The sequence below is a fragment of the Methylobacterium sp. Leaf123 genome (genome assembly GCF_001423405.1).
Lineage (GTDB): Bacteria > Pseudomonadota > Alphaproteobacteria > Rhizobiales > Beijerinckiaceae > Methylobacterium.
Genome location: NZ_LMNS01000001.1, coordinates 745,197 through 765,093 on the forward strand (window position 1 = coordinate 745,197; position 19,897 = coordinate 765,093).

Below are 19,897 nucleotides of genomic sequence, written 5' to 3' on the forward strand. Positions count from 1 at the left end.
TCGGCCGAGCGTCCCGCCGCATGGACATCCGCCAGCAGCTTCTCGCCGCCTTCGAGATCGAGCACCGCGAGCATCTCGACGCGATCCGCGCCGCCCTTGCGGCGGAGGGCCCGGTCGATTGGCACGACGTGTTCCGTCGTGCCCATAGCCTGAAGGGCGCCGCCCGCGCCGTCGACCTGCCGCCCGTCGAAGCGGTCTCGCACCAGCTCGAAGCCCTGTTCGAGCGCATCAGCGACGGACAGCGCCCCCTCGACCGGGCGGCGCGGGCCGCGACCCATCTCGCCCTCGATCGGATCGAGGCCTACGTCGCCGCGACCGCGACCGGGCAGGCCAGCATGCCCGAGGATGCGCTGGCCGCGCTCAACGCCTGCCTCGACCCCGAGGCCGCCGCCGCGGAGCCGGCTCGGCCCGAGCCGGTCTCGCCGCCAGTCACCCCGGCGGCTGCGCCAACGACCGCTCCGGCTCCCGCGACCGAGTCGGCCGCCGAGCCCGCGCATGCGGTGCTCCGCGTCCCGGCCGCCGCGGTCGAATCCCTGACGCGGGCGAGCTACGGGCTCTGGGCCGCGCTGCCGGGGCAAGGGGCCGTCGCCGAGCGCATCGCGCGGCTCTCGGTGAATGCGGGCGCCCTGCGCCGCCGCACGGAAGCCGCCCGCCGCGTTCCGGATACCGTCCCCGGCGGGGCCGACGAGACGGAGGTTGCGGCTTTGCGCCGGGCGCTCGCCGAGATCGAAACCGGGCTGGCCGCTCTGTCGCGGGAAGCCTCCGACCTCGCGCTCGGGCACAAATCCGTCATCCTGTCCGTCGAGACCGCCGCGCGCCGCCTGCGCGAGGAAACCGAGCGCCTCGCCCTGGTGCCGGCCGAGACGGTGTTCGGCGGTCTTGCCCGCGCGGTGCGCGACATGGCCCGCTCCGACGGCCAGGAGGTCGAGGTCACGACCCGCGGGCTCGACCTGCCGGTCGACCGGGCGATGCTTCAAGCCCTCAAGGATCCGGTGCTGCACGCCCTGCGCAACGCGCTGAGCCACGGCGCCGAGAGTCCGGAGAGCCGGCAGCGCCAGGGCAAGCCCGCCTCCCTGTCGATCGGGCTCACGGTCGAGGCGCAGGGCGGGCGGCTCGTCCTCGGCATTCACGACGATGGCCGCGGGCCCGACCTCGCGGCGATCGAGACGACGGGCCGCGCCCGCGGATTGATCGCGCCGGGCGAGAGCCTCGATCCGGATATGTTGCTGGCGCTGCCGTTCGAGCCGGGCTTCTCCACCGCCGGCGCGGTCGATGCCCTATCGGGCCGCGGCATGGGCCTGTCGGTGGTGGCCGAGGTCGCCCGCTCCCTGCACGGGCAGGTGCAACTCGCCCGCCGGCATCCGCACGGCACCTCACTGATTCTCACGTTACCGTTGTCGGCCGCGCGCCGGCCGGTGCTGATCGTCTCGGTCGGCGGGACGCGCTTCGCCCTGCCGAGCGGTGCCGCCGAAGCGCTCTCGCGGCTCGATGCCTCGGCCGTATCCACGGTGGCGGGCCGGCCGGTGGCGCAGGTGGCGGGGGAGGGCGGCGAGACCGTGACGCTGCCGCTCGCCGAACTCGGCGACCTGCTCAGCCTCGGCAGCACCCGCCCGGAGGGCGCGACGATCCCGATTGTGCGGCTGCGCGGCACGCGGGGGCGCTGCCTGCTCGCGGTCGATCGCCTGGAGGAGGTGCGCACGCTGCTGGTTTTGCCCGCGCCGCCGATCGGCAGCGATCCCGCCCTCGTCACCGGCACGGTGATCCTCGGCAGCGATACGCCCGCCCTGGTGCTCGATCCCGACGGACTGATCGACCGGCTCGGCCGCGCCGGGCCGCGTGCCGGCCGCTCCCCGTCGAAAGGACTTGGGGACGGCAGCGGAACGATCCCGGAAACGCGACGTTCGACGATTCTTGTCGTGGACGACTCGATCACCACCCGCACTTTGGAGAAGAGCATCTTGGAAGCGGCGGGTTACCGCGTGATCGTCTGCGTCGATGGGCAGGAGGCGCTCGACCGCCTGCGCGCGCGCATCGAGCCGGTCGATCTCGTCGTCGCCGACGTCGAGATGCCGCGCCTCACCGGCTTCGGCCTCGTCGAGGCGTTGCGGGCCGAGGAAGACTTCGCGCGTCTCCCCATCGTGCTGATGACGTCGCGCGGCGACGAGGAAGACGTCGCCCGGGGATTGGAACTCGGGGCGGACGCCTACCTCACCAAGCAGAAATTCGATCAGCGCGAGCTTTTGGACACCATCGGTCAGTTGCTGTGAACGGACGGTCTGAGAATCCGCGCGTGCGGGTGCTGGTTGTCGAGGATTCGCTCGTGGTGCGGATCCTACTCACCCATATCATCGCCCGTGATCCGCGGCTGGAACTGGCCGGCGCGGTGGAATCCGGCGAGGCGGCGCTCGCGGCGATCGAGACCGTGCGGCCGGACGTGATCTCGATGGATATCCGCCTGCCCGGCATCGACGGGTTGGAGACGACCCGCCGGATCATGGCGAGCCGGCCGACGCCGATCGTGGTGATCGCCGATTCGGTCGAGGATTCCTCGCTCAAGATCTCGATGAACGCGCTCAGGGCCGGCGCGCTCTCCGTGGTCGAGAAGCCGGTCGCCACCACCAACGATGGCTACGAGGCCGTCGCCGGCCAGATCTGCACGCAGTTGCGCATCATGGCCGCGGTGCCGGTCATCCGCCGCCGGCCGATCGGGGCGGAATGGAATGCGCGCAAGACCGCGCCCGCGCCCGAATTGCCGGTCCCGTCGGAATCGGAGGCGGCACCGAGCGTGCTAGCCGTGGCGGCCTCGACCGGCGGCCCGCCGGCGCTCGCCAAGGTGATCGGCGGTCTCTCGGCCGAGTTTCCGCTCCCGATCCTGCTGGTTCAGCACATGGGCGCCGCCTTCATGGACGGCTTTGCCAGTTGGCTCGACGGCGTGGTGCCGCTCACCGTCGGGGTGGCACGGGACGGCCAAGTGATGCAGGCCGGCCATGTCTATGTCGCCCCCGGCGACCGTCATCTCGAACTCGGCGCGAACGGCACGCTGCGGGTGAGTGATGGCGCCCCCGTCGGCGGCCAGCGCCCGGCCGCGACGGTGCTGTTCCGCTCGGTCGCCCGGCAGGCCGGCGCGCAGGGGATCGGCGTTCTCCTCACCGGCATGGGCGAGGACGGGGCGCAGGGCCTTCTCGACATGCGCAAGGCCGGCGCCGCCACGGTGGCCGAACACGAGAGCAGCGCCGTCGTCTACGGCATGCCCGCGGCGGCGGTGCGCCTCAACGCGGCGTCCCGCGTGCTGCCCGTCGATCAGGTGGCGCCCCATCTCGTGCGGCTCTCGCAGAGGAAGCCGTCATGACCGCGAGCGCATCGCCCGCCACACCACCCGGCCACCGCCTGCTGCTGGTCGAGGATTCGGAGACCCAGGCGCTCGAATTGCGGCTTCAGCTCGAAGGGCAGGGCTTTTCCGTGCAGCGCTGCGCCACGGCCGAGGCCGCGCTCGACCTGCTCAACACCGACCTTCCCGATCTCGTCGTCGCCGACCACCACCTTCCCGGCATGAACGGAGACGAGTTCACCCGGCAGATGCGGCTGTCGCTGCGTACGCGGGCGCTGCCCGTGGTGATGCTCACCAGCGCCCGCAACGGCGAGCGCCACGGCTTCGAGAGCGGCGCCGACGCCTATGTCGAGAAATCGGCCGATCGCGACCTGCTGGTGCTGCGCATCCGCGCCTTGCTGCGCGAACGCAAGAGTTCGGCGACCGAGGGGCCGTCGGGCGCCGCCTTCCGCCGCGGCCGGGTGCTGATCGTCGATGGCAGCGCCACCTACCGCGCCTTCTTCACCGGCCTGCTGACCCAGGAAGGCCACACCGTCGTGGCGGCGGCCGACCGCGCGGGGGCGCTCGCCGCCCTCGACGAGCCCGGCGCCGGTTTCGACTGCGTGACCCTCGACCTCGTCGGCAGCGCCTATGACGGCATCGCGCTCTGCACCGAGATCGCCGAGCGCCGCATGAAGGCGCCGGAGGGCGGCGGCAACGCCTTCCCCCTCGTCGGCATGGCTGGCGACAAGCCGGATAAGAGCCTTCTGGTCGCCGCCTTCGCCGCGGGCGCCGACGATGTGGTTTCGAAGGCCGATGGCGAGGTTCTGGCGATGCGGGTGCGCGGTCTCGTCCGCCGCCGCCTGCTCGAAGAGGACAATCGCCGCATCTCCGGCGAGTTCGGCGACCGCGAGCGCGCGGTGGAACGCGCCCGCGCCGAGGCCGAGGCGGCGGCCGCCCGCGCGGCCCTCGCCGACGCCCTCGGACAGGCCAACCGGGATCTCGAGGACGCCAACCGCAAGCTGACGGAGGCGCAGGCCAAGCTGGTTCAGGCGGCCAAGATGGCCTCGCTCGGCGAGTTGGTCGCCGGCATCGCCCACGAGATCAACAATCCGCTCGCCTTCATCCTGGCGCATCAGGGCACGGTGGAACGCCTGCTCGGCGAGCTGCCGCCGCCCGACGCGCCCGATGGTCAGCGGGCACTGATGAAGGCGCGCGACCGCGTCGGCTCGATGCGTCTGGGCCTGACCCGAATCCAGGATCTCGTTCTCAATCTGCGGAAGTTCTCGCGGCTCGACGAGGGCGAGCGCGGCCTCGTCAACGTGCCGGAGGCGATCGAGACCGTGCTGGCGCTGATCCAGCACAAGCTCGGCACCCGGATCACGGTGACGCGCGACTTCTCGGGACGCGCGGAGATTTCCTGCACGCCGGCCCTGTTGAATCAGGTCGTCATGAACATCCTCGGCAATGCAGCGGATGCAATTCACGGCGACGGGACGATCACGGTCGCAACCTATTCGGATGCGGAGACCGATTTGATCCGCATCAGCGATACCGGGCCCGGTATTCCCGAGGAGTTACGCGAAAAGATCTTCGAACCGTTCTTCACGACGAAGCCGGTCGGATCGGGGACCGGGCTGGGCTTGGCGATTGCCTACAGCGTCGTTCAGGCGCATAGCGGCTCGCTGATCGTCGAGACGGCGCCGGGCGGCGGCGCGAGCTTCGTCATCGGAATTCCGAGGCAACCGGCACCGGTATGAGCAAAGGCACGATTCTGGCCGTCGATGACGAGCCGGACATCCTGATCGCTCTGGAGGACCTGTTCGAGGACGAGTACCGGGTGCTCACCTCGGCCAAGCCCGAAGAGGCGCTCGACATCCTCCGCGCCGACCCGGACATCGCGGTCGTCGTCTCGGACCAGCGCATGCCCGGCATGACCGGCGACGCGCTGCTGGCCGAGGCGCGCAGTTTCCACGAGGCGCAGGCCATCCTGCTCACCGGCTACGCCGACATCTCGGCGGTGATCGCGGCGCTCAATCGCGGCGGTATCATCGGCTACGTCGCCAAGCCCTGGGACCCGACGCTGCTGCGCGCCACGGTGCGCAACGCCTATGAACGCCATCGCCTGGGCCGCGATCTCGCCACCGAACGGGCCCTGCTGCGCGGCCTCTTGGACCACGCCGAGGAGGCGATCTCCTTCAAGGACGCGGGGGGCCGCTTCGTGCGCCTGAACGCGCGCAAGGCCAGCCTCGTCGGCGGCACCGTGGAGGCCTGCCTCGGCCGCACCGAGGTCGAGATCGCCGAAACGCCCCAGGCCCACGAGGCGGAAGCCGCCGACCGCCGCGCGGTCGCGGCCGGGGAAGCGGGCTCGACGGTGATCGCCCGCGGCGCGCTCGGCGCCGAGCGTTGGTCGCATGTCATCCGCGTGCCGATCCGCGGCGGGGCCGGCGAGGTCACGCATCTCGCCACGATCGAGCGGGACGTGACCGAGCAGAAGAGCCTGGAGGCGCGGCTGCGCCAATCCGACAAGATGCAGGCGCTCGGCACCCTGGCCGGCGGCATCGCCCACGACTTCAACAATCTGCTCACCGCGATCCTCGGCAGCCTGGAACTCGTCGGCCCCAAGATCGCCGACCAGCCCCGGGTCAAGCGCCTCGTGGACAACGCCACCGGCGCGGCGCAACGCGGCTCGGCGCTGACCAAGCGGCTCCTGAGCTTCAGCCGCTCCAACGACGCCCATGCGCGGCCCGTGGACCCGAACGCGCTGATCGAGGGAATGAGCGCGCTGTTCGGCTCCAGCCTCGGCAGCCATGTGAGCGTGGTGCGGGATCTCGAACCCGACATGCCCTTCGCCCTGGTCGATCCCGATCAGCTCGAACTCGCGGTGCTCAACCTCTGCATCAATGCCCGCGACGCGATGCCGGATGGCGGCACCGTCACCATCTCGACCCGCCGCGCCGAGATTGCCGACGATCCCGATCTGAAACCCGGCACCTATGCCGTGGTGACGGTCGCCGATGAGGGCACCGGCATTCCGCCGGAAATCTTGGAACGGGTCTGCGAGCCGTTCTTCACCACCAAGGCGGTCGGGCAGGGCACGGGCCTCGGCCTCGCCATGGTGTTCGGCCTTGCTCAGCAAGCGGGCGGGCGGCTTCGCATCACCAGCGAAGTCGGCCAGGGCACGCGGATCGAACTCGCGCTTCCGCGGGCCGACAGCACCGCCCAAGGCATTGAGGAGACGGCCACCCCGGCGGTGGTGACCGCGGCCAGTCCGGCGCGCATCCTCGTGGTCGATGACGACGAGGAGGTGAGGCACGTCACCGCCTCCTTCCTCAACGATTTCGGCTACTCCGAAACCGAGGCGGCGGATGGGCGCACGGCTCTGGACCTGATGGAGCGGGGCGAGCGGTTCGACCTCGTGGTGGCCGACCTCGCCATGCCCGGCATGACCGGGGTCGAGCTTGCCGCCGCGATCCGTGAGCGCTTCTCCGGCGTGCCGATCCTTCTGCTGACGGGCCATGCGGAGGCCGTGCAGATCCCCGAGGATCTGCCGGTGATGACGAAGCCCTTCGCCTCCGCCGAACTCGCCGCGCGGGTCTCGCAGCTTCTCGATACCACGGCCTGATCGGGCCTCACTCCGGCCGCGCCGGTATCGCGAGGGGCAGTCCGCCCTTCTGGCGGCCCGACTTCGGGTGACACATTCGTGCCACGTCCGGCGATCCCGTGCGCGCAAGGATTGCGCTCCGCATCGGCTCGCAGGAAGATGGTTGTGCGTCGCCCTGCTTCGGGGCGCGAAACGAATCTTCTCGAAAAGGATGCCCCCATGGCGAGCGTCGATGTCGATATGGTGAAGTGCGCCTGCCCGGACTGCGTGTGCGTGGTCTCGGTCACCAAGGCGGTGAAGCGCGACGAGAAGGCCTTCTGCTGCGACGAGTGCGCCGAAGGTCACCCCGATCATGCCGGTTGCGACCACGCCGGCTGCAGCTGCCACGGCTGATCCGTCGAGTCCTCGACCGGGCGCGGCTCGGAATGCCTCACAAAACGCCAGCGGGCGTTTTGTGAGAGACGCCTAGTTCGGCCCGGTCGGCGTCCCGGTTGCCTTGGCGAGGAAGCGCATCAGCGCGTCGCGATCCTCGGCGCTGTTGATCGTCTGCTCCGGCATTCGCGTGCCGGGGGTGAAGCGCGCGGGGCCGACTTCGAACAGGCGGGCGACCGTCTCCGGAGTCCAGACGATGTCCATCCCCTTGAGCGCCTCCGAATAGCGGTAGCCCGCAACTGTCGCGATGCGCCGGCCGAAGAGGCCGGCGAGCGTCGGGCCGGCGCGGGGCGCGTCGTCGGGCGTCAGGGTGTGGCAGGCGACGCAGGCGCGGAACACCTCCGCGCCCCGCTCGCCGTGGAACGCGGCGAGCGCGTCCGCGGGCCGGGGCATGGCGAGGGGGCCGATCGGCTCGCCGGTCGCCGCGTTCCAGCGCCGCACGAGGCGGTCGCCGCCGCCTGTGACGAGTTCGCTCCCATCCGGCCGCCACGCCACCGACCAGACCGGCAGGCCTGGCCCGATCAGCGTGAACAGGATCTTCCCGCTCGCCCGCTCGATCATCGCGACGGTGCCGCCCGCGCTCGCGGCGGCGATCCGGGTGCCGTCGGGCGCGGGCGCCAGCGCGATCACCGGGGCGGGGCCGAGTTCGACCTCCGACCGCACGCGCCCGTCGGGCGCGAGAAACCGTACCGTGGCATCCGCTCCCGCCGCGGCAATCTCGCCGTCCGCGGTGACGGCCAGCGCGCTGAGCGCGCTCGGCAGCGTCGCGGTCACGCCCGTCTCCCCCTGCGGCGTCCAGATCCGCACGCTCGCATCGGCCCCGGCCGTGACGAGGCGCCCGTCGGGCAGGAAGGCGACCGCGTTAACGTTGCCCTTGTGTCCTTCGAGAACCCGCGCCGGCCCGCCCGCCAGGGGCCAGATCTGCGCAGTGCCGTCCCATACGGCGGAGGCGAGCGCGGTCCCGTCGGGCGAGACGGCGAGCCCGGCGACGGGGCCGGTATGTCCCTCGAGCACGCGCTCCGGCTCGGCCTGTCCCAGCCGCCACAGGGCGATGCGCCCATCCTCCGAGGCGCTGGCGAAGCGTCCATCGGGAAGGGCGGCCACGGCGTTCACGGCGCCGTCGTGGAAGCGCAGGACGCTCAGCGCCGCGCCGGTCTCGAGCCCCCAGACGATCGCCGCCTGATCGAACCCGCCGGAGACCGCGAGGCGACCGTCGCCCGTCACGGCCAGCGCACGAACCGGCCCGCCATGGCCGCGCATCTGGGCCGCGGCGGGCAGTGCAAGCAGGAGGACCGCGATCAGACCGAGACTCCGCGTCGCCCGCATCGGCATCGTCATTCCACTCCGTTTCCCCGGCGGACCATACGCGAGGGGCCGGGACGCCGTCCGCCCGCCGGAGGTGAGGGTTTGTGTCTCAGGCGTTGGGGGGCCCGGACGCCAAACCTTGATCCGCGCCCGGTGATGGCGCATCGCTCGCGGTAATGAGAAAAGACGGAGCCTCACGCATCCCTGCCGTTCAGCCCGCCGCATTGCCGACGCGCGCGGACGCCTGAATGATGCGCGCGCCCTCCGCCGCCCTGACACCGCTCGCCGACGCGCTCGCCCTGCTACTGCGTTGCGCGACGCCGGTGGCGCCGCAATCGGTGCCCCTGGTTCGCGCGGCCGGGCACATCGCCGCGACGTCGCTCGCGATCGCTCAGGACATCCCGGCCGGGCTCATCGCCCTGCGCGACGGTTTCGCAGTGGAGGCCGCACAGATCGGCGGCGCCTCACCCTACGCACCGGTGATGCTGCCACGCACCCCCGTCTGGGTCGAAGCGGGCGAGCGCCTGCCGCCCGGCACCGACGCCGTGCTGCCCGCCGAGGGGTTGGAGCACCGCAGCGCCGTCGCGGAAATCGGTCCAGGCGAGGGCACCCGCGCCGCGGGCGAGGATTTTTCCGAAGGTGACGCTCTGCTGGCGGCCGGCGAGCGGATCGAACCGCGTCGCCTTCTCGGCCTCGCTGCCGCGGGGTTTTCCGAAATCGCGATTCGCGAAGCCCGGATTCGCCTCGTCGTGACGGGGGCACCAGACTTCCTGTCGCCCGCGCTCAACGCCGTAATCGCGCGGGCGGGCGGCCTCACCGAGACGGTGGTGGTGGCCGATGACCCCGACCAGATCGCCCGCGCCATCGCGGCCGACGGAGCGGATGCGGTGTTCGTCCTCGGCGGCACCGGTTTCGGGCGCAGCGACCACAGCGCCGAAGGACTGGCGCAAGCCGGCCGTGTGATCGCGCACGGCCTTGCCCTGCGGCCCGGCGAGACGGCAGGAATCGGCGAGGCCGGGGAGCGCCCGGTCCTGCTTCTGCCCGGCCGACCCGACGCGGCGCTCGCGGCTCTTCTGGCCCTCGGCCTTCCGCTGGTCGCGGCGCTGACCGGCGCCCTCCAACCGGTGCCGCGGATGGCGAACATCGCGCGCAAGATTACCTCGACCGTCGGGCTTTCCGAGGTCGTCTTCGTTCGCGTCCTGGGGCCGGAAATCGAACCCCTCGGCGGAGCCGATCTGGCCCTGCGCCGGTTGATCGAAACGGACGGATTCGTGCTGGTGCCGCCGGAGCGGGAGGGTTACCCGGCCGGCAGCGTGGTCGAGGTGGTGCCGCTGTGAGCGCGGATCGCGAGACGGATTTCACCCGGCGCCTGGCGGCGGCCGCCCGGCAGGAGCAGTTCCTGACGGTGATGAGCCGCGAGGACGCGCAGGCGGCCTTCCGCGCGGCGGTGCTCCACACGGCGCTCCCGCCCGAGACCGTGCCGCTGGCCCAGGCGCTCGGGCGGGTGCTTGCCGCTGACGTCGCCTCGCCGATCGACGTGCCGCCCTTCGACCGCGCCCTGGTGGACGGTTTTGCTCTCCGCGCCGCCGACACCGAGGGCGCCAACGCCGCGCGGCCCCGCCGACTCGCCCTCAACCGCGAGATCCTGGCCTGCGGCGTCGCCCCGGAAGGATCGGTCGCCGCCGGCACCGCAACGCCGATCGCCACCGGCGGCATGATCCCGCGCGGGGCCGACGCGGTGGTGATGGTCGAGCAGACCGAGTTCTTCGAAGACGCCCTTGCGATCGACGTGACGGCTCCGGTCCGGCCGGGGCAGTTCGTCGGCTATGCCGGCGCCGACATGGCCTCGGGCGAAACCGTCCTGCGCAAGGGGGCGGCGGTGACCGCCCGTGAGATCGGCATGCTCGCCGCCTGCGGGCTCGCCGCGATCGCGGTGGTGCGCCGCCCCCGCGTCGCCGTGCTCTCGACGGGTGACGAGCTGGTCGCACCGGGCGGCGCGCTGCGACCGGGCGCCATCTACGATTCGAACGGCGCCATCGTCGCGGCCTCGGTCGCCGAGAATGGCGGCGAGCCCGTGCCGCTCGGCATCGTCTCGGACGATGAGGCGGCGCTCGACAGCGCCCTGCGCGATGCGCTGACGCAAAGCGACCTCGTCGTGCTCTCCGGCGGCACCTCGAAGGGCGCGGGCGATGTCTCGCACCGCATCCTGTCGCGGCTGGGGCCCCCCGGCATCCTCGTCCACGGCGTCGCGCTGAAACCCGGCAAGCCGCTCTGCCTCGCCGTCACCGAGGGCAAGGCGGTGGTGGTGCTACCCGGCTTCCCGACCTCGGCGATGTTCACCTTCCACGAATTCGTGGTGCCGCTGGTGCGCGCGCTCGCCGGCCTGCCGCCGCGGGAGGAGGCGGCGGTGGTAGCCCGCCTGCCGCAGCGTCTGACCTCCGAACTCGGCCGCACCGAATTCGTGATGGCCTCGCTGGCTCAGGCGTCGGACGGCTTGGTTGCGCTGCCGCTGCCGAAAGGCTCCGGCTCCGTCACCGCCTTTTCCCAGGCCGACGGCTTCTTCGCTGTGCCGGCCGCGCGCTCGGGCGTCGAGGCCGGCGAGACGGTCTCGGTGGTGCGCCTCGGAGCCGGCGTGCGGCCGCCGGACCTCACTATCATCGGCAGCCATTGCATCGGGCTCGACCGGGTGGTCGGGCTGCTGGCCGAGCGGGGCTTTCGCGCCCGCACCGTCTGGGTCGGCTCGGCCGGAGGGCTCGCGGCCCTGCGCCGGGGCGAGTGCGATCTGGCCGCCATGCACCTGCTCGACCCCGCGACCGGCCGCTACAACGAACCTTTCCTCGAACACGGCATGAGGCTCGCGCTGGGCTGGCGCCGGCTTCAGGGCGTGGTGTTCCGCGTGGGCGATGCCCGCTTCGAGGACCGCGAGGCCGCCGACGCGGTGAGCGCGGCCCTGGCCGATCCGGACGCGGTGATGGTCAACCGCAATGCCGGCTCCGGCACGCGGCTTCTCGTCGATGGCCTGATCGGCACCGCCCGGCCGGCGGGCTTCTGGAACCAGCCGCGCTCGCACAACGCCGTCGCGGCGGCGGTGGCACAGGGCCGGGCGGATTGGGGGGTCGCGATCTCCAGCGTGGCGACGGCCTACGGCCTCGGCTTCCTGCCGCTGGCGCAGGAGCCATACGACTTCGCCTATCGCGAGGCGGATCGCGAGAAGCCCGCGCTCGCCGCCTTCCTGACACTGCTCGGCACCCCCGAGGCGGATGCGGCCCTGAACGAACTCGGGTTCGAACCCGGCGGAGGCGAATCGTGAGCGACCTGCGTGTCATCGGCCTCGCCGGCTGGAGCGGGGCGGGCAAGACCACGCTGCTCGCCCGCCTCATCCCCGTGCTCGTCGGCCGCGGGTTACGGGTCGCGACCCTCAAGCACGCCCACCACGCCTTCGACATCGATCAACCGGGGAAGGATTCGTTCGTCCACCGGCAGGCCGGGGCAAGCGAAGTCATCGTGTCCTCCGCCCGGCGATGGGCGCAGATCCGCGAGGTCGGGGAGGGCGCGGAGGCCACCCTGCCCGACTTGCTGCGCCGGTTGACGCCGACCGGTCTCGCTTTGGTCGAGGGCTTCAAGCGCGAGGCGCATCCGAAGCTCGAAGTCTTCCGCGCGGCCAACGACCGTCCGCCCCTGCACGGGGACGACCCGCGCATCGTCGGCATCGCCAGCGACGTTCCCTTCCCGCAGGCGAGCGTGCCGGTGGTCGGGCTCGACGACGTCGAGGCCATCGCCGATCTCGTGATCACGCGCGCCGAGGCGCTTGAAACCGTGCTCGCCCGGCTGGAAAGAACCTGAGCGATGGCACAGCTCACCGACGATTGCTTCGCCTTCGGGGGCAAGCCGATGCGGATCGAGGAGGCGGTGGCGCTGATCGCCGAGCGCTTCCCCGTGATTGCTGGCACGGAGACGGTGCCGCTCAGCCTCGCCGACGGGCGGATCGCCGCCGAGGACGTCTTTGCGGGCCACAACCTGCCGCCCTTCGCCAATGCCGCGGTCGATGGCTACGCCGTGCGCTTCGCCGACCTCGAACAAGGGACCGAGACCGTCCTACCGGTCAGCGGCCGGCTCGCGGCGGGTGCGGCGGCCGGCGAACTGCCCGCGGGAACGGCGATCCGCATCTTCACCGGTGCGCCGATGCCGCCCGGCGCCGACACCGTGTTCATGCAGGAGGATGTGCGCCGCGAGGGCGAGCGGGTCGTCCTGCCATCGGGCTTAAAGCTCGGCGCCAACGCCCGGCCCGCGGGGGAGGATCTGGCGGCGGGCGGCCTCGCGATCCCCGCCGGGCGACGCCTGCGCCCGCAGGACCTCGCGCTGGCGGCCGCGACCGGCCATGCGCAGATCGCCGTGCGCCGTCGGCTGCGGGTCGCCGTGTTCTCGACCGGTGACGAGCTGAGCGAGCCCGGCGCGCCCCTTCGCCCCGGCGCAATCCACGATTCGAACCGCGTGCTGCTCGTGACCCTGCTGACCCGGCTCGGCGTTGCGGTTGAGGATCTCGGCATCCTCCGGGACGATCCCGTCACCCTGCCGGCCCGCCTCGCCGAAGCGGCGCGGGACCACGACCTGATCCTCACCTCCGGCGGCGTCTCGACCGGTGAGGAGGACCACGTGAAGCCCGCCGTCGAGGCGCAGGGCCGGCTGATGCTCTGGCGGCTGGCGATCAAGCCCGGCCGTCCGGTCGCGGTGGGGCTGGTCGCCGGCACGCCCTTCGTCGGCCTGCCGGGCAATCCGGTGGCGGTCTACATCACGCTGCTCTTCGTGGTGCGGCCCCTGCTCGCCCGGCTCGGCGGCGCACGCTACGAGCCGCCTTTGTCCTGGCCGGTGCGGGCGGGGTTCAGCTACCGCAAGAAGGCTGGCCGCCGCGAATTCGTCCGCGTCACGCTTGTCCGTGATGGCGAGGGCGGCCTGGAGGCGCGAAAATTCTCGCGCGACGGGGCGGGCGTGCTGACCTCGCTCACCGAGAGCGACGGCCTCGTGGAGCTGCCCGACGACGCGACCGGTGTGAGCCCCGGCGATTCGCTGGCCTATTATCCGCACGTCTTGCTGTGGTGAGGGATCGCCCTTCGGCCTGATCCGGCCAGGAGCCGCGGATCGCGCCCACAAGAGATCAGGGCGGCGGCGCGTAGCCGGGCGTCCGTCCGGCTCGGCTGCACAGATCCGCGCGGAACGCCCCGAGCCGCTCCGCATCGATCCGCGCCCACATGGCGAGGAAATACGTCTCCCAACCCACGGGTTGGAAATCGAGGGCGAAGCGCTCGGCGACCCCGCGGGTGCCCATGCCGACATCGGCCGCGCCGGTGGCGATCAGGGCCGCCACCGCCTGATGCGTGAATTCCTCGGTCTGATGGCCGACGATGCGCGTGAGGTCGATGCGCGCCTCGGCGCAGAGCCGTTCGAACCAGATCCGGGTGCCGGCCCCTCGCTGGCGATTGACGAAGCGGGCTCGCCGCGCGGCGATGTCGGCGACACTTCCCAAGTCGAGCGGGTTGCCGGCAGCCAGCATCAGGCCCTGTTCGCGGCGAAACAGCGGGACGACGACGAGATCGCGACGGTCGAACACCGCGCCGAACGGCGCGGGCGGCGGGCCGTCCGAGCCGTAATGGAAGCCCGCGGCATCCACCGTTTCCTCGCGCAGCCGCGCCAGGGCGTCGAGGCTCCCGGCGACCATCAGGTCGATCTCGCGCCGCGCCTCGATGGCCTCGAGCAGCAGCGGATCGTGGCTCGCCGCGAGACGGATGCGCGCATCGGCCGGTTCCAGAAGCCGCCGCAGTCCCTCCGTCAGCGCCATCTCCTCCGCCGCCAGGGCCGGGGCGAGCCGGGTCTGCGATGCCTGAAGCAGCGCTAGCAGCGCGACCCCGAGAGGGGTGAGGCTGCTCCCATGCCCCTTGGTCTTCACCACGACCGGCCGACCGAGTGCCTGCTCCAACGCCTCGAGCTGCCCCCAGGCCGAGCGGTAGGAGACTGCGAGCGCCTCGGCCGCGCCCTGGAGCGAGCCGGTCCGGCCGAGCGCGTCGAGAAGCAGGTGCGCGCCGCGCAGCGCGAAGTCGGATGCGCCCTCGCAGCGGCCCTCGACGTGGAGGCGTACGCCGAGCCCATCCCACCCAGGGACGACCGAAGCCGGGGCCGGCCCATCCTCGACAGCCATATGCAAAGCCTTTCCTATTGATCTTGCGTCAACGGGCGTATCATCCCGGCTTGCCCCGCGCAGCCCCGGATGCCGACGAGTTGCTTCCTTCGAGCCGAACCCTTTGAGCCAGACCCTTCAGGAGACGTTCTCTCGCCTGTGGACGCTCGACCGGGATGTCCTGGCGATCGCTTGGCTGTCCCTGCGCGTCAGTCTCACGGCGGTCGGGATCGGGCTCGCGCTCGGCGTTCCGCTCGGGGCGTTGATCGCGGTGGCGCGGTTTCCGGGGCGCGGCGCCGTGGTCGGGCTTCTCAACACCTTCATGGGCCTGCCGCCGGTGATCGTCGGTCTGATCCTCTATCTCGCCCTCTCGCGCTCGGGCCCCTTCGGGACGTTCGGCCTGCTCTTCACGCCGGCCGCGATGGTGGCGGCGCAGGCGGTGCTGGCGACACCACTCGTCGCGGCTCTGACGCGTCAGGTCATCGCCGATGCCGAGGCACATCTGGGCGAGCAACTGCGCTCCCTGTGCCTCTCCGCGCCGCAGCGGGCGGGGGTGCTGATCTACGATGCGCGGTTCTCGCTGGTCACGGCGGCTTTGGCCGCCTTCGGCCGAGCGATCTCGGAAATCGGCGCGGTGCTCGTCGTCGGCGGCAATATCGACGGGCATACCCGCACCATGACGACGGCGATCTCGCTGGAGACGCAGAAGGGCGACCTCAGCCTCGCCTTGGCGCTCGGGCTCGTGCTGATGAGCCTCGTGCTGGCCGTGAACGCCGCCGCCGCGCTCCTGCGCGGGCATGTCGCGAAGGCCTACGGATGAGCGCCGCCCCCGCCATCCATCTCGACGGCGTGAGCCTGACGCTCGGCGGACGGCCGATCCTCGATCGTCTCGACCTCGACATCGCCACGACGGGCATCACCGCCCTGATCGGCCCCAACGGCGCAGGCAAGAGCGTCACCCTGCGGGTGATCGACGGCCTGTTGCGGCCGGATTCCGGCACGGTGCGCCTCACGCCCGGCCGCCGCGCCTTCGTGTTCCAGCGCCCGGCTCTGGTGCGGGCGAGTGCCGCCGCCAACGTCGCCCTCGGGCTGGTGGCGCTGAAGCTGCCCCGCCGCGAACGCGCCGAGCGGGTCGCGGCGGCGCTCGCCCGCGTCGGCCTGTCGGAACGGGCCAAGGATGCGGCGACGCGCTTCTCGGGCGGCGAGCAGCAGCGCCTCGCGCTCGCCCGCGCCTGGGCGATGCGGCCCGACCTCCTGCTCCTCGACGAGCCGACCGCGAGCCTCGATCCGGCGGCCACCGAGACCATCGAGAGCCTGATCACCGAGATGGCGCAGGCCGGCACCACCGTGCTCCTCGTCTCGCACAATCTCGGGCAGGTCGCCCGGCTCGCCGACGAGACCGTGGTGCTCGCCGCCGGCCGCGCCGTGGAGCGGGGCCCGACCCGATCCGTCCTCTTCTCACCCCGCACCAACGAGGCGCGGGCCTACCTCACCGGAGAACTGCCATGGACTTCCTTCGCCGCAGCGTCCTGACCCTCTCGCTCCTGGCTGCCCTCGGCGCCGTCTCGCCGGCCAGCGCCGAACCCGCCTCCATCGTCGTCGCCTCCACGACCTCGACCGAGCAATCGGGCCTGTTCAAGCACATCCTGCCACTGTTCAAGCAGAAGAGCGGGATCGAGGTGAAGGTGGTGGCGCTCGGCACCGGCCAAGCCCTCGACGCGGCGCGACGGGGCGACGCCGACGTCGTGCTCGTCCACGACCGCCCGGCCGAGGACAAGTTCGTCGCCGAGGGCTTCGCCAAGGCGCGCCAGGACGTGATGTACAACGACTTCGTGCTGATCGGCCCGAAGGCCGACCCGGCCGGCATCCGCGGCAAAGGCGTGGACGACGCGTTCAAGGCCATCGCCGCGGCAAAGGCACCCTTCGTTTCGCGCGGCGACCGCTCCGGCACCCACAGCGCCGAGCTGCGGAGCTGGAAGGAGGCTGGCATCGATCTCCCGGCGGTGCGCGGCGATTGGTATCGCGATGTCGGCCAGGGGATGGGCCCGGCGCTCAACACCGCCTCGTCGCTTGGCGCCTACATTCTGGCCGATCGCGGCACCTGGCTCTCGTTCAAGAACCGGGGCGACCTGACCATCCTCGTCGAGGGCGACAAGCGCCTGTTCAACCCCTACGGCGTGATGCTGGTGAATCCGGAAAAGCACCCCACCGTAAAGGTGAAGGAGGGCCAAGCCTTCATCGATTGGCTGGTCTCGCCCGAAGGGCAGCGGGCCATCGCCGATTACAAGATCAACGGCGAGCCGTTGTTCTTCCCGAGCGCGAAGAAGGGCTGACGCCCATACACCGTTGCATCCCGAGGGACCGCGCAGCGCCCCCTTTCGGTGAGGGGGTTGGAGAGACGGTCCCGTCCCTACCGCGGCGGGCCGGATTGACGCTTGCGGGCGAACATCCACAGCGCCAGCACCGCGAGCGCAATCAGCACGCTGATCCAGACCCAGTTGAAATCCATGGCCGCGGCCGTCGACGCCCCCGAATTGGAGCCGGACGGCCCCGATTCCGGAATCGGCGGGGCCGGGTTGGTCGCCTGGGCGAGGGCCGAATGGAGTCCAGCGAACCAGACCGTCAGGGCCAAAGCGGCGTGTCTCATGAGACGCAAACTCCAAAGGGTCAGGGCGCCCAAGCGGGGACGGCTAGCGCTGCGCCTTCTCGAACTGGAAGGCCGGCGCATCGTTGAGCTGCGCCTTGGTCAGGCGCACCTCGGCGTGGATCAGGTCGTGGCCGACGAGCACCGTCGCGGGGGTGGAACTCGGCCGCTGCGGCTCGACCGAACCGGTTGACTCGGTGACGCGACCGCTCTGCTGGTTCTGCACCGCGCCCAGCACCTCGGGGGACACCTTCGAGCCCGGCATCGACTCGGCGTTGGCCTTGTCGGCGGCCTTCTCGCTCGGTGCGTTGTCGGGCGTCAGCACCGAGGACGTGCCGCCGGTGAGCGACACGTCCCCGAAGTTCCAGGCGAGCTGGTCGAAGGGCACCGCGACGTACTTCTCGCCGACGCCGAGGAAGCCGCCGACGCCGATCACCACCGCTTGGATGCGGCCTGTGCCATCCACGAGGACATCCTCGATCTTGCCGACCCGGACATGATCCGCGCCGACCACGCCGACGCCGATCACCTTCGAGCCGCGCATCGTGCCCACTTCGGGATGTTCGATGAAGCGGGTCGCCGCCGGGCCGCCGGTCGCCGCCTCGGCAAGCGCCGGGAGCGGGGCAAATGCGAGGGAGAGGGCAAGGGCGGCGAGCGCGGATCGCGGGACGCTGGACAAGGTGGGACGCATCCCTGGCTCCGTATTCGGACGTGCGGGTGCCCCGTTAACGGCCAGCGACCCTGCCAGTTCATCCGCGTCAGGCGACGGCGTCCCATGTCTCGGTGATGACGCGTCCGGCATGCGACAGGCGGGCACGCAGCACCACGTCCCCCGCGGGCCACGGATCGGGCGGCCGGAACTCGGCGTAGAGGCGCCAGCCGCCGGTCTGCGGCACCCGCTCGGCATAGGGCTCGACCAGCGCGCCCACGCTCGCCGAGAGGGCCACGTCGATGGCCGCCTTCGGGTCGTCGGGCAGGCCCGGCCCCACGAAGTCGATGGCGTAGAGGCGCCGTCGCGGTGACGGTGGATCGGTCGGGCGCAGGCGCTCGGCCGAACCGACGCGGGTCGAGACCACACGGGCGAGCGGTGGCGCGAGGGCCGGCACCGGCTCGGCTCCGATTGTGACGAGGGAATAGGCGAGCCGCAGCGGCTTGCCGGCCGCGACCGGCGCCTCCGGCACGAAAGCGGCGACGATGTTGTCGGTCGCCTCCGTGCGTGAGGGGATCTCGAACAGCCGCACCGCGCCCGCGCCGAAGCCGCCCTGCGGCGTCACCCATAGGCCCGGCCGGTCCTCGTGCTGCGCCTGCACGTCGAGATAGGCGGCAAAGCGCCGCTCGCGTTGCAGCAGCCCGAACCCTTCGAGCGGATCGGCGCGGAAGGACGAGATCTGCGGCGCGGGCCGGCCGTTCACGAGGGGCCGCCACAACCGGTCGCCGGGCGTCTGCACCACGAGCCCGTCCGAATCGTGCACCTGCGGGCGGAAATCGTCGAACGGTTCGGCACCGTGCACGCCCGGCCCGTTCTCGCCGAACAGGAACATGCTGGTGAGCGGCGCGAGACCGAGCGCCGCGATCGGACGGCGCGGGAACAGAGCGGATTCGACCGCCACATGGGACGGATCACCCGGCGTGACGGCGAAGCGGTAGGCGCCCGTCAGGCTCGGACCGTCGAGTAGCGCCAGAATCGTGATCGAGGCCGCGTCGCCCTGCGGCGCTTCGATCCAGAAGCCCGTGAAATCGGGAAACTCCTCGCCCTGCGGCAATCCGGTGTCGACGGCGATGCCACGGGCCGAGAGACCATAGATTTGCCCCCGGCCGCGGATGCGGAAGTAGGAGGCGCCGAGGAAGACCAGGAATTCCTCGTGGGCCTGCGGCCGGGTGGCATCAAAGCTGTGGGCGATGCGAAAGCCCGCATAGCCGAGCGAGGCCGGATAGCGCCGGCCCTGCAAGGCCGGACCGAGATCGAACAGCTCCGGATCGTAGCCCAGGGGGCGCACGCCCTCGGGCGATTGCAGAGAGATTTCCACCCGCTTGGCGTGCAGGTTGCCGCGATGGAACGGCTGCAGCGAAAAGCGGGGCCCGAGCGGGACCGTCGCCTCGGGCCGGAAGCGGATCGCCTGGAAGGCGTCGTAGTCGAGCGCAGCCAGTTCCGGCGGCAGGGGGCTGCTCTGTGGCGCGTAGTCTTGCGCCGCCAGCCGCTCGGCCCGCGCCGCCAGCGCCTCGAAGGTGACCGGACGCGCTTCGACCGCCGCTGGGGGTGAGGCGTTTTGCACCGTTTGAGCCATCGTTCTGGCGGCATTCAGGTCGAAGAGGCCAGAAATCCCAAGACCGGCCGAACCGGCAAGAGCACCTCGAAAAGCGCCACGGACGATGGCGCGCCGCGAAACGTCGATTTCTTCGGGCGCCGCGTTGTCCGCGTCCGACGGTCCTGCCATC

The 19,897-nt window shown here is 71.6% G+C and carries 17 protein-coding genes; 12 read left to right on the forward strand and 5 right to left on the reverse strand.

Annotated elements, in window-relative coordinates; translation table 11 throughout:
* Nucleotides 1-20 precede the first annotated feature (20 nt).
* The 5 genes from ASF53_RS03260 (at nt 21) to ASF53_RS03280 (ending at nt 7,304) form a co-directional block, all read left to right on the forward strand.
* On the forward strand, nt 21-2,267 hold the full coding sequence (locus ASF53_RS03260) for a hybrid sensor histidine kinase/response regulator (protein ID WP_056193629.1): 2,247 nt from the start codon (nt 21-23) through the stop codon (nt 2,265-2,267).
* 23 nt (nt 2,268-2,290) lie between these two features.
* A complete protein-coding gene (cheB, locus tag ASF53_RS03265) occupies nt 2,291-3,349 on the forward strand; it encodes a chemotaxis-specific protein-glutamate methyltransferase CheB (RefSeq protein WP_502690547.1) in 1,059 nt (352 codons plus the stop codon).
* Nucleotides 3,346-5,067, forward strand: a complete 1,722-nt coding sequence (locus ASF53_RS03270; RefSeq protein WP_056193634.1) for a response regulator — start codon at nt 3,346-3,348, stop codon at nt 5,065-5,067. The genes cheB and ASF53_RS03270 overlap by 4 nt, the downstream gene beginning before the upstream one ends.
* Complete coding sequence (locus tag ASF53_RS03275) at nt 5,064-6,932, forward strand: response regulator (protein ID WP_056193637.1); 1,869 nt, start codon at nt 5,064-5,066, stop codon at nt 6,930-6,932. The genes ASF53_RS03270 and ASF53_RS03275 overlap by 4 nt, the downstream gene beginning before the upstream one ends.
* A gap of 198 nt (nt 6,933-7,130) precedes the next feature.
* Nucleotides 7,131-7,304: a metallothionein gene (locus ASF53_RS03280; RefSeq protein ID WP_003606929.1), complete on the forward strand. Its 174-nt coding sequence runs from the start codon at nt 7,131-7,133 to the stop codon at nt 7,302-7,304.
* 72 nt (nt 7,305-7,376) lie between these two features.
* Here ASF53_RS03280 and ASF53_RS03285 read toward each other — a convergent pair whose 3' ends face one another.
* Entirely contained in the window at nt 7,377-8,675 is a 1,299-nt protein-coding gene (locus ASF53_RS03285) for a c-type cytochrome (protein WP_056193918.1), read from the reverse strand.
* 224 nt (nt 8,676-8,899) lie between these two features.
* Here ASF53_RS03285 and ASF53_RS03290 point away from each other — a divergent pair, with 224 nt between their 5' ends.
* The 4 genes from ASF53_RS03290 to ASF53_RS03305 are packed head-to-tail and all read left to right on the forward strand — an operon-like array spanning nt 8,900 to nt 13,745.
* On the forward strand, nt 8,900-9,985 hold the full coding sequence (locus tag ASF53_RS03290; RefSeq protein ID WP_056193921.1) for a molybdopterin-binding protein: 1,086 nt from the start codon (nt 8,900-8,902) through the stop codon (nt 9,983-9,985).
* Complete coding sequence (locus ASF53_RS03295; protein ID WP_056193639.1) at nt 9,982-11,958, forward strand: molybdopterin biosynthesis protein; 1,977 nt, start codon at nt 9,982-9,984, stop codon at nt 11,956-11,958. The genes ASF53_RS03290 and ASF53_RS03295 overlap by 4 nt, the downstream gene beginning before the upstream one ends.
* A complete protein-coding gene (mobB, locus tag ASF53_RS03300) occupies nt 11,955-12,491 on the forward strand; it encodes a molybdopterin-guanine dinucleotide biosynthesis protein B (RefSeq protein ID WP_056193641.1) in 537 nt (178 codons plus the stop codon). Before ASF53_RS03295 ends, mobB begins: the two co-directional genes overlap by 4 nt.
* Before the next feature lie 3 nt (nt 12,492-12,494).
* Entirely contained in the window at nt 12,495-13,745 is a 1,251-nt protein-coding gene (locus tag ASF53_RS03305) for a molybdopterin molybdotransferase MoeA (protein ID WP_056193644.1), read from the forward strand.
* 55 nt (nt 13,746-13,800) lie between these two features.
* Here the strand turns inward: ASF53_RS03305 and ASF53_RS03310 are convergent, their stop codons facing one another.
* A complete protein-coding gene (locus ASF53_RS03310; protein WP_056193647.1) occupies nt 13,801-14,838 on the reverse strand; it encodes a substrate-binding domain-containing protein in 1,038 nt (345 codons plus the stop codon).
* A gap of 103 nt (nt 14,839-14,941) precedes the next feature.
* On the opposite strand from ASF53_RS03310, the gene ASF53_RS03315 reads away from it, so the two are divergent.
* Genes ASF53_RS03315 through ASF53_RS03325 form a run of 3 tightly spaced genes read left to right on the forward strand, consistent with a single transcriptional unit; the run spans nt 14,942 to nt 17,150 of the window.
* Complete coding sequence (locus tag ASF53_RS03315) at nt 14,942-15,637, forward strand: ABC transporter permease (protein WP_056193651.1); 696 nt, start codon at nt 14,942-14,944, stop codon at nt 15,635-15,637.
* Nucleotides 15,634-16,350, forward strand: coding sequence for an ABC transporter ATP-binding protein (locus tag ASF53_RS03320; RefSeq protein WP_056193656.1), 717 nt, complete (start codon nt 15,634-15,636; stop codon nt 16,348-16,350). Before ASF53_RS03315 ends, ASF53_RS03320 begins: the two co-directional genes overlap by 4 nt.
* Nucleotides 16,323-17,150: an ABC transporter substrate-binding protein gene (locus ASF53_RS03325; protein WP_056193659.1), complete on the forward strand. Its 828-nt coding sequence runs from the start codon at nt 16,323-16,325 to the stop codon at nt 17,148-17,150. Before ASF53_RS03320 ends, ASF53_RS03325 begins: the two co-directional genes overlap by 28 nt.
* Nucleotides 17,151-17,227: 77 nt before the next feature.
* On the opposite strand, the gene ASF53_RS03330 is transcribed toward ASF53_RS03325, so the two are convergent.
* The 3 genes from ASF53_RS03330 to ASF53_RS03340 form a co-directional block, all read right to left on the reverse strand.
* Complete coding sequence (locus ASF53_RS03330) at nt 17,228-17,464, reverse strand: hypothetical protein (RefSeq protein WP_056193925.1); 237 nt, start codon at nt 17,462-17,464, stop codon at nt 17,228-17,230.
* Nucleotides 17,465-17,507: 43 nt separating this feature from the next.
* Entirely contained in the window at nt 17,508-18,152 is a 645-nt protein-coding gene (locus ASF53_RS03335) for a PRC-barrel domain-containing protein (protein WP_056193662.1), read from the reverse strand.
* A 67-nt stretch (nt 18,153-18,219) separates the two neighbouring features.
* A complete protein-coding gene (locus ASF53_RS03340) occupies nt 18,220-19,896 on the reverse strand; it encodes a glucan biosynthesis protein G (protein ID WP_056193664.1) in 1,677 nt (558 codons plus the stop codon).
* Between the last annotated feature and the right edge of the window lies 1 nt (nt 19,897).

Excerpts from the sequence above, each read along its gene's own strand:
- ASF53_RS03325 (WP_056193659.1), top strand. The coding sequence starts at position 16,323 with ATGGACTTCCTTCGCCGCAGCGTCCTGACCCTCTCGCTCCTGGCTGCC.
- ASF53_RS03260 (WP_056193629.1), top strand. The coding sequence starts at position 21 with ATGGACATCCGCCAGCAGCTTCTCGCCGCCTTCGAGATCGAGCACCGC.
- ASF53_RS03290 (WP_056193921.1), top strand. The coding sequence starts at position 8,900 with ATGCGCGCGCCCTCCGCCGCCCTGACACCGCTCGCCGACGCGCTCGCC.
- ASF53_RS03280 (WP_003606929.1), top strand. The coding sequence starts at position 7,131 with ATGGCGAGCGTCGATGTCGATATGGTGAAGTGCGCCTGCCCGGACTGC.
- ASF53_RS03335 (WP_056193662.1), bottom strand. The coding sequence starts at position 18,152 with ATGCGTCCCACCTTGTCCAGCGTCCCGCGATCCGCGCTCGCCGCCCTT.
- ASF53_RS03330 (WP_056193925.1), bottom strand. The coding sequence starts at position 17,464 with ATGAGACACGCCGCTTTGGCCCTGACGGTCTGGTTCGCTGGACTCCAT.
- ASF53_RS03270 (WP_056193634.1), top strand. The coding sequence starts at position 3,346 with ATGACCGCGAGCGCATCGCCCGCCACACCACCCGGCCACCGCCTGCTG.
- ASF53_RS03320 (WP_056193656.1), top strand. The coding sequence starts at position 15,634 with ATGAGCGCCGCCCCCGCCATCCATCTCGACGGCGTGAGCCTGACGCTC.
- ASF53_RS03275 (WP_056193637.1), top strand. The coding sequence starts at position 5,064 with ATGAGCAAAGGCACGATTCTGGCCGTCGATGACGAGCCGGACATCCTG.
- ASF53_RS03340 (WP_056193664.1), bottom strand. The coding sequence starts at position 19,896 with ATGGCAGGACCGTCGGACGCGGACAACGCGGCGCCCGAAGAAATCGAC.
- ASF53_RS03285 (WP_056193918.1), bottom strand. The coding sequence starts at position 8,675 with ATGCCGATGCGGGCGACGCGGAGTCTCGGTCTGATCGCGGTCCTCCTG.
- ASF53_RS03305 (WP_056193644.1), top strand. The coding sequence starts at position 12,495 with ATGGCACAGCTCACCGACGATTGCTTCGCCTTCGGGGGCAAGCCGATG.
- ASF53_RS03310 (WP_056193647.1), bottom strand. The coding sequence starts at position 14,838 with ATGGCTGTCGAGGATGGGCCGGCCCCGGCTTCGGTCGTCCCTGGGTGG.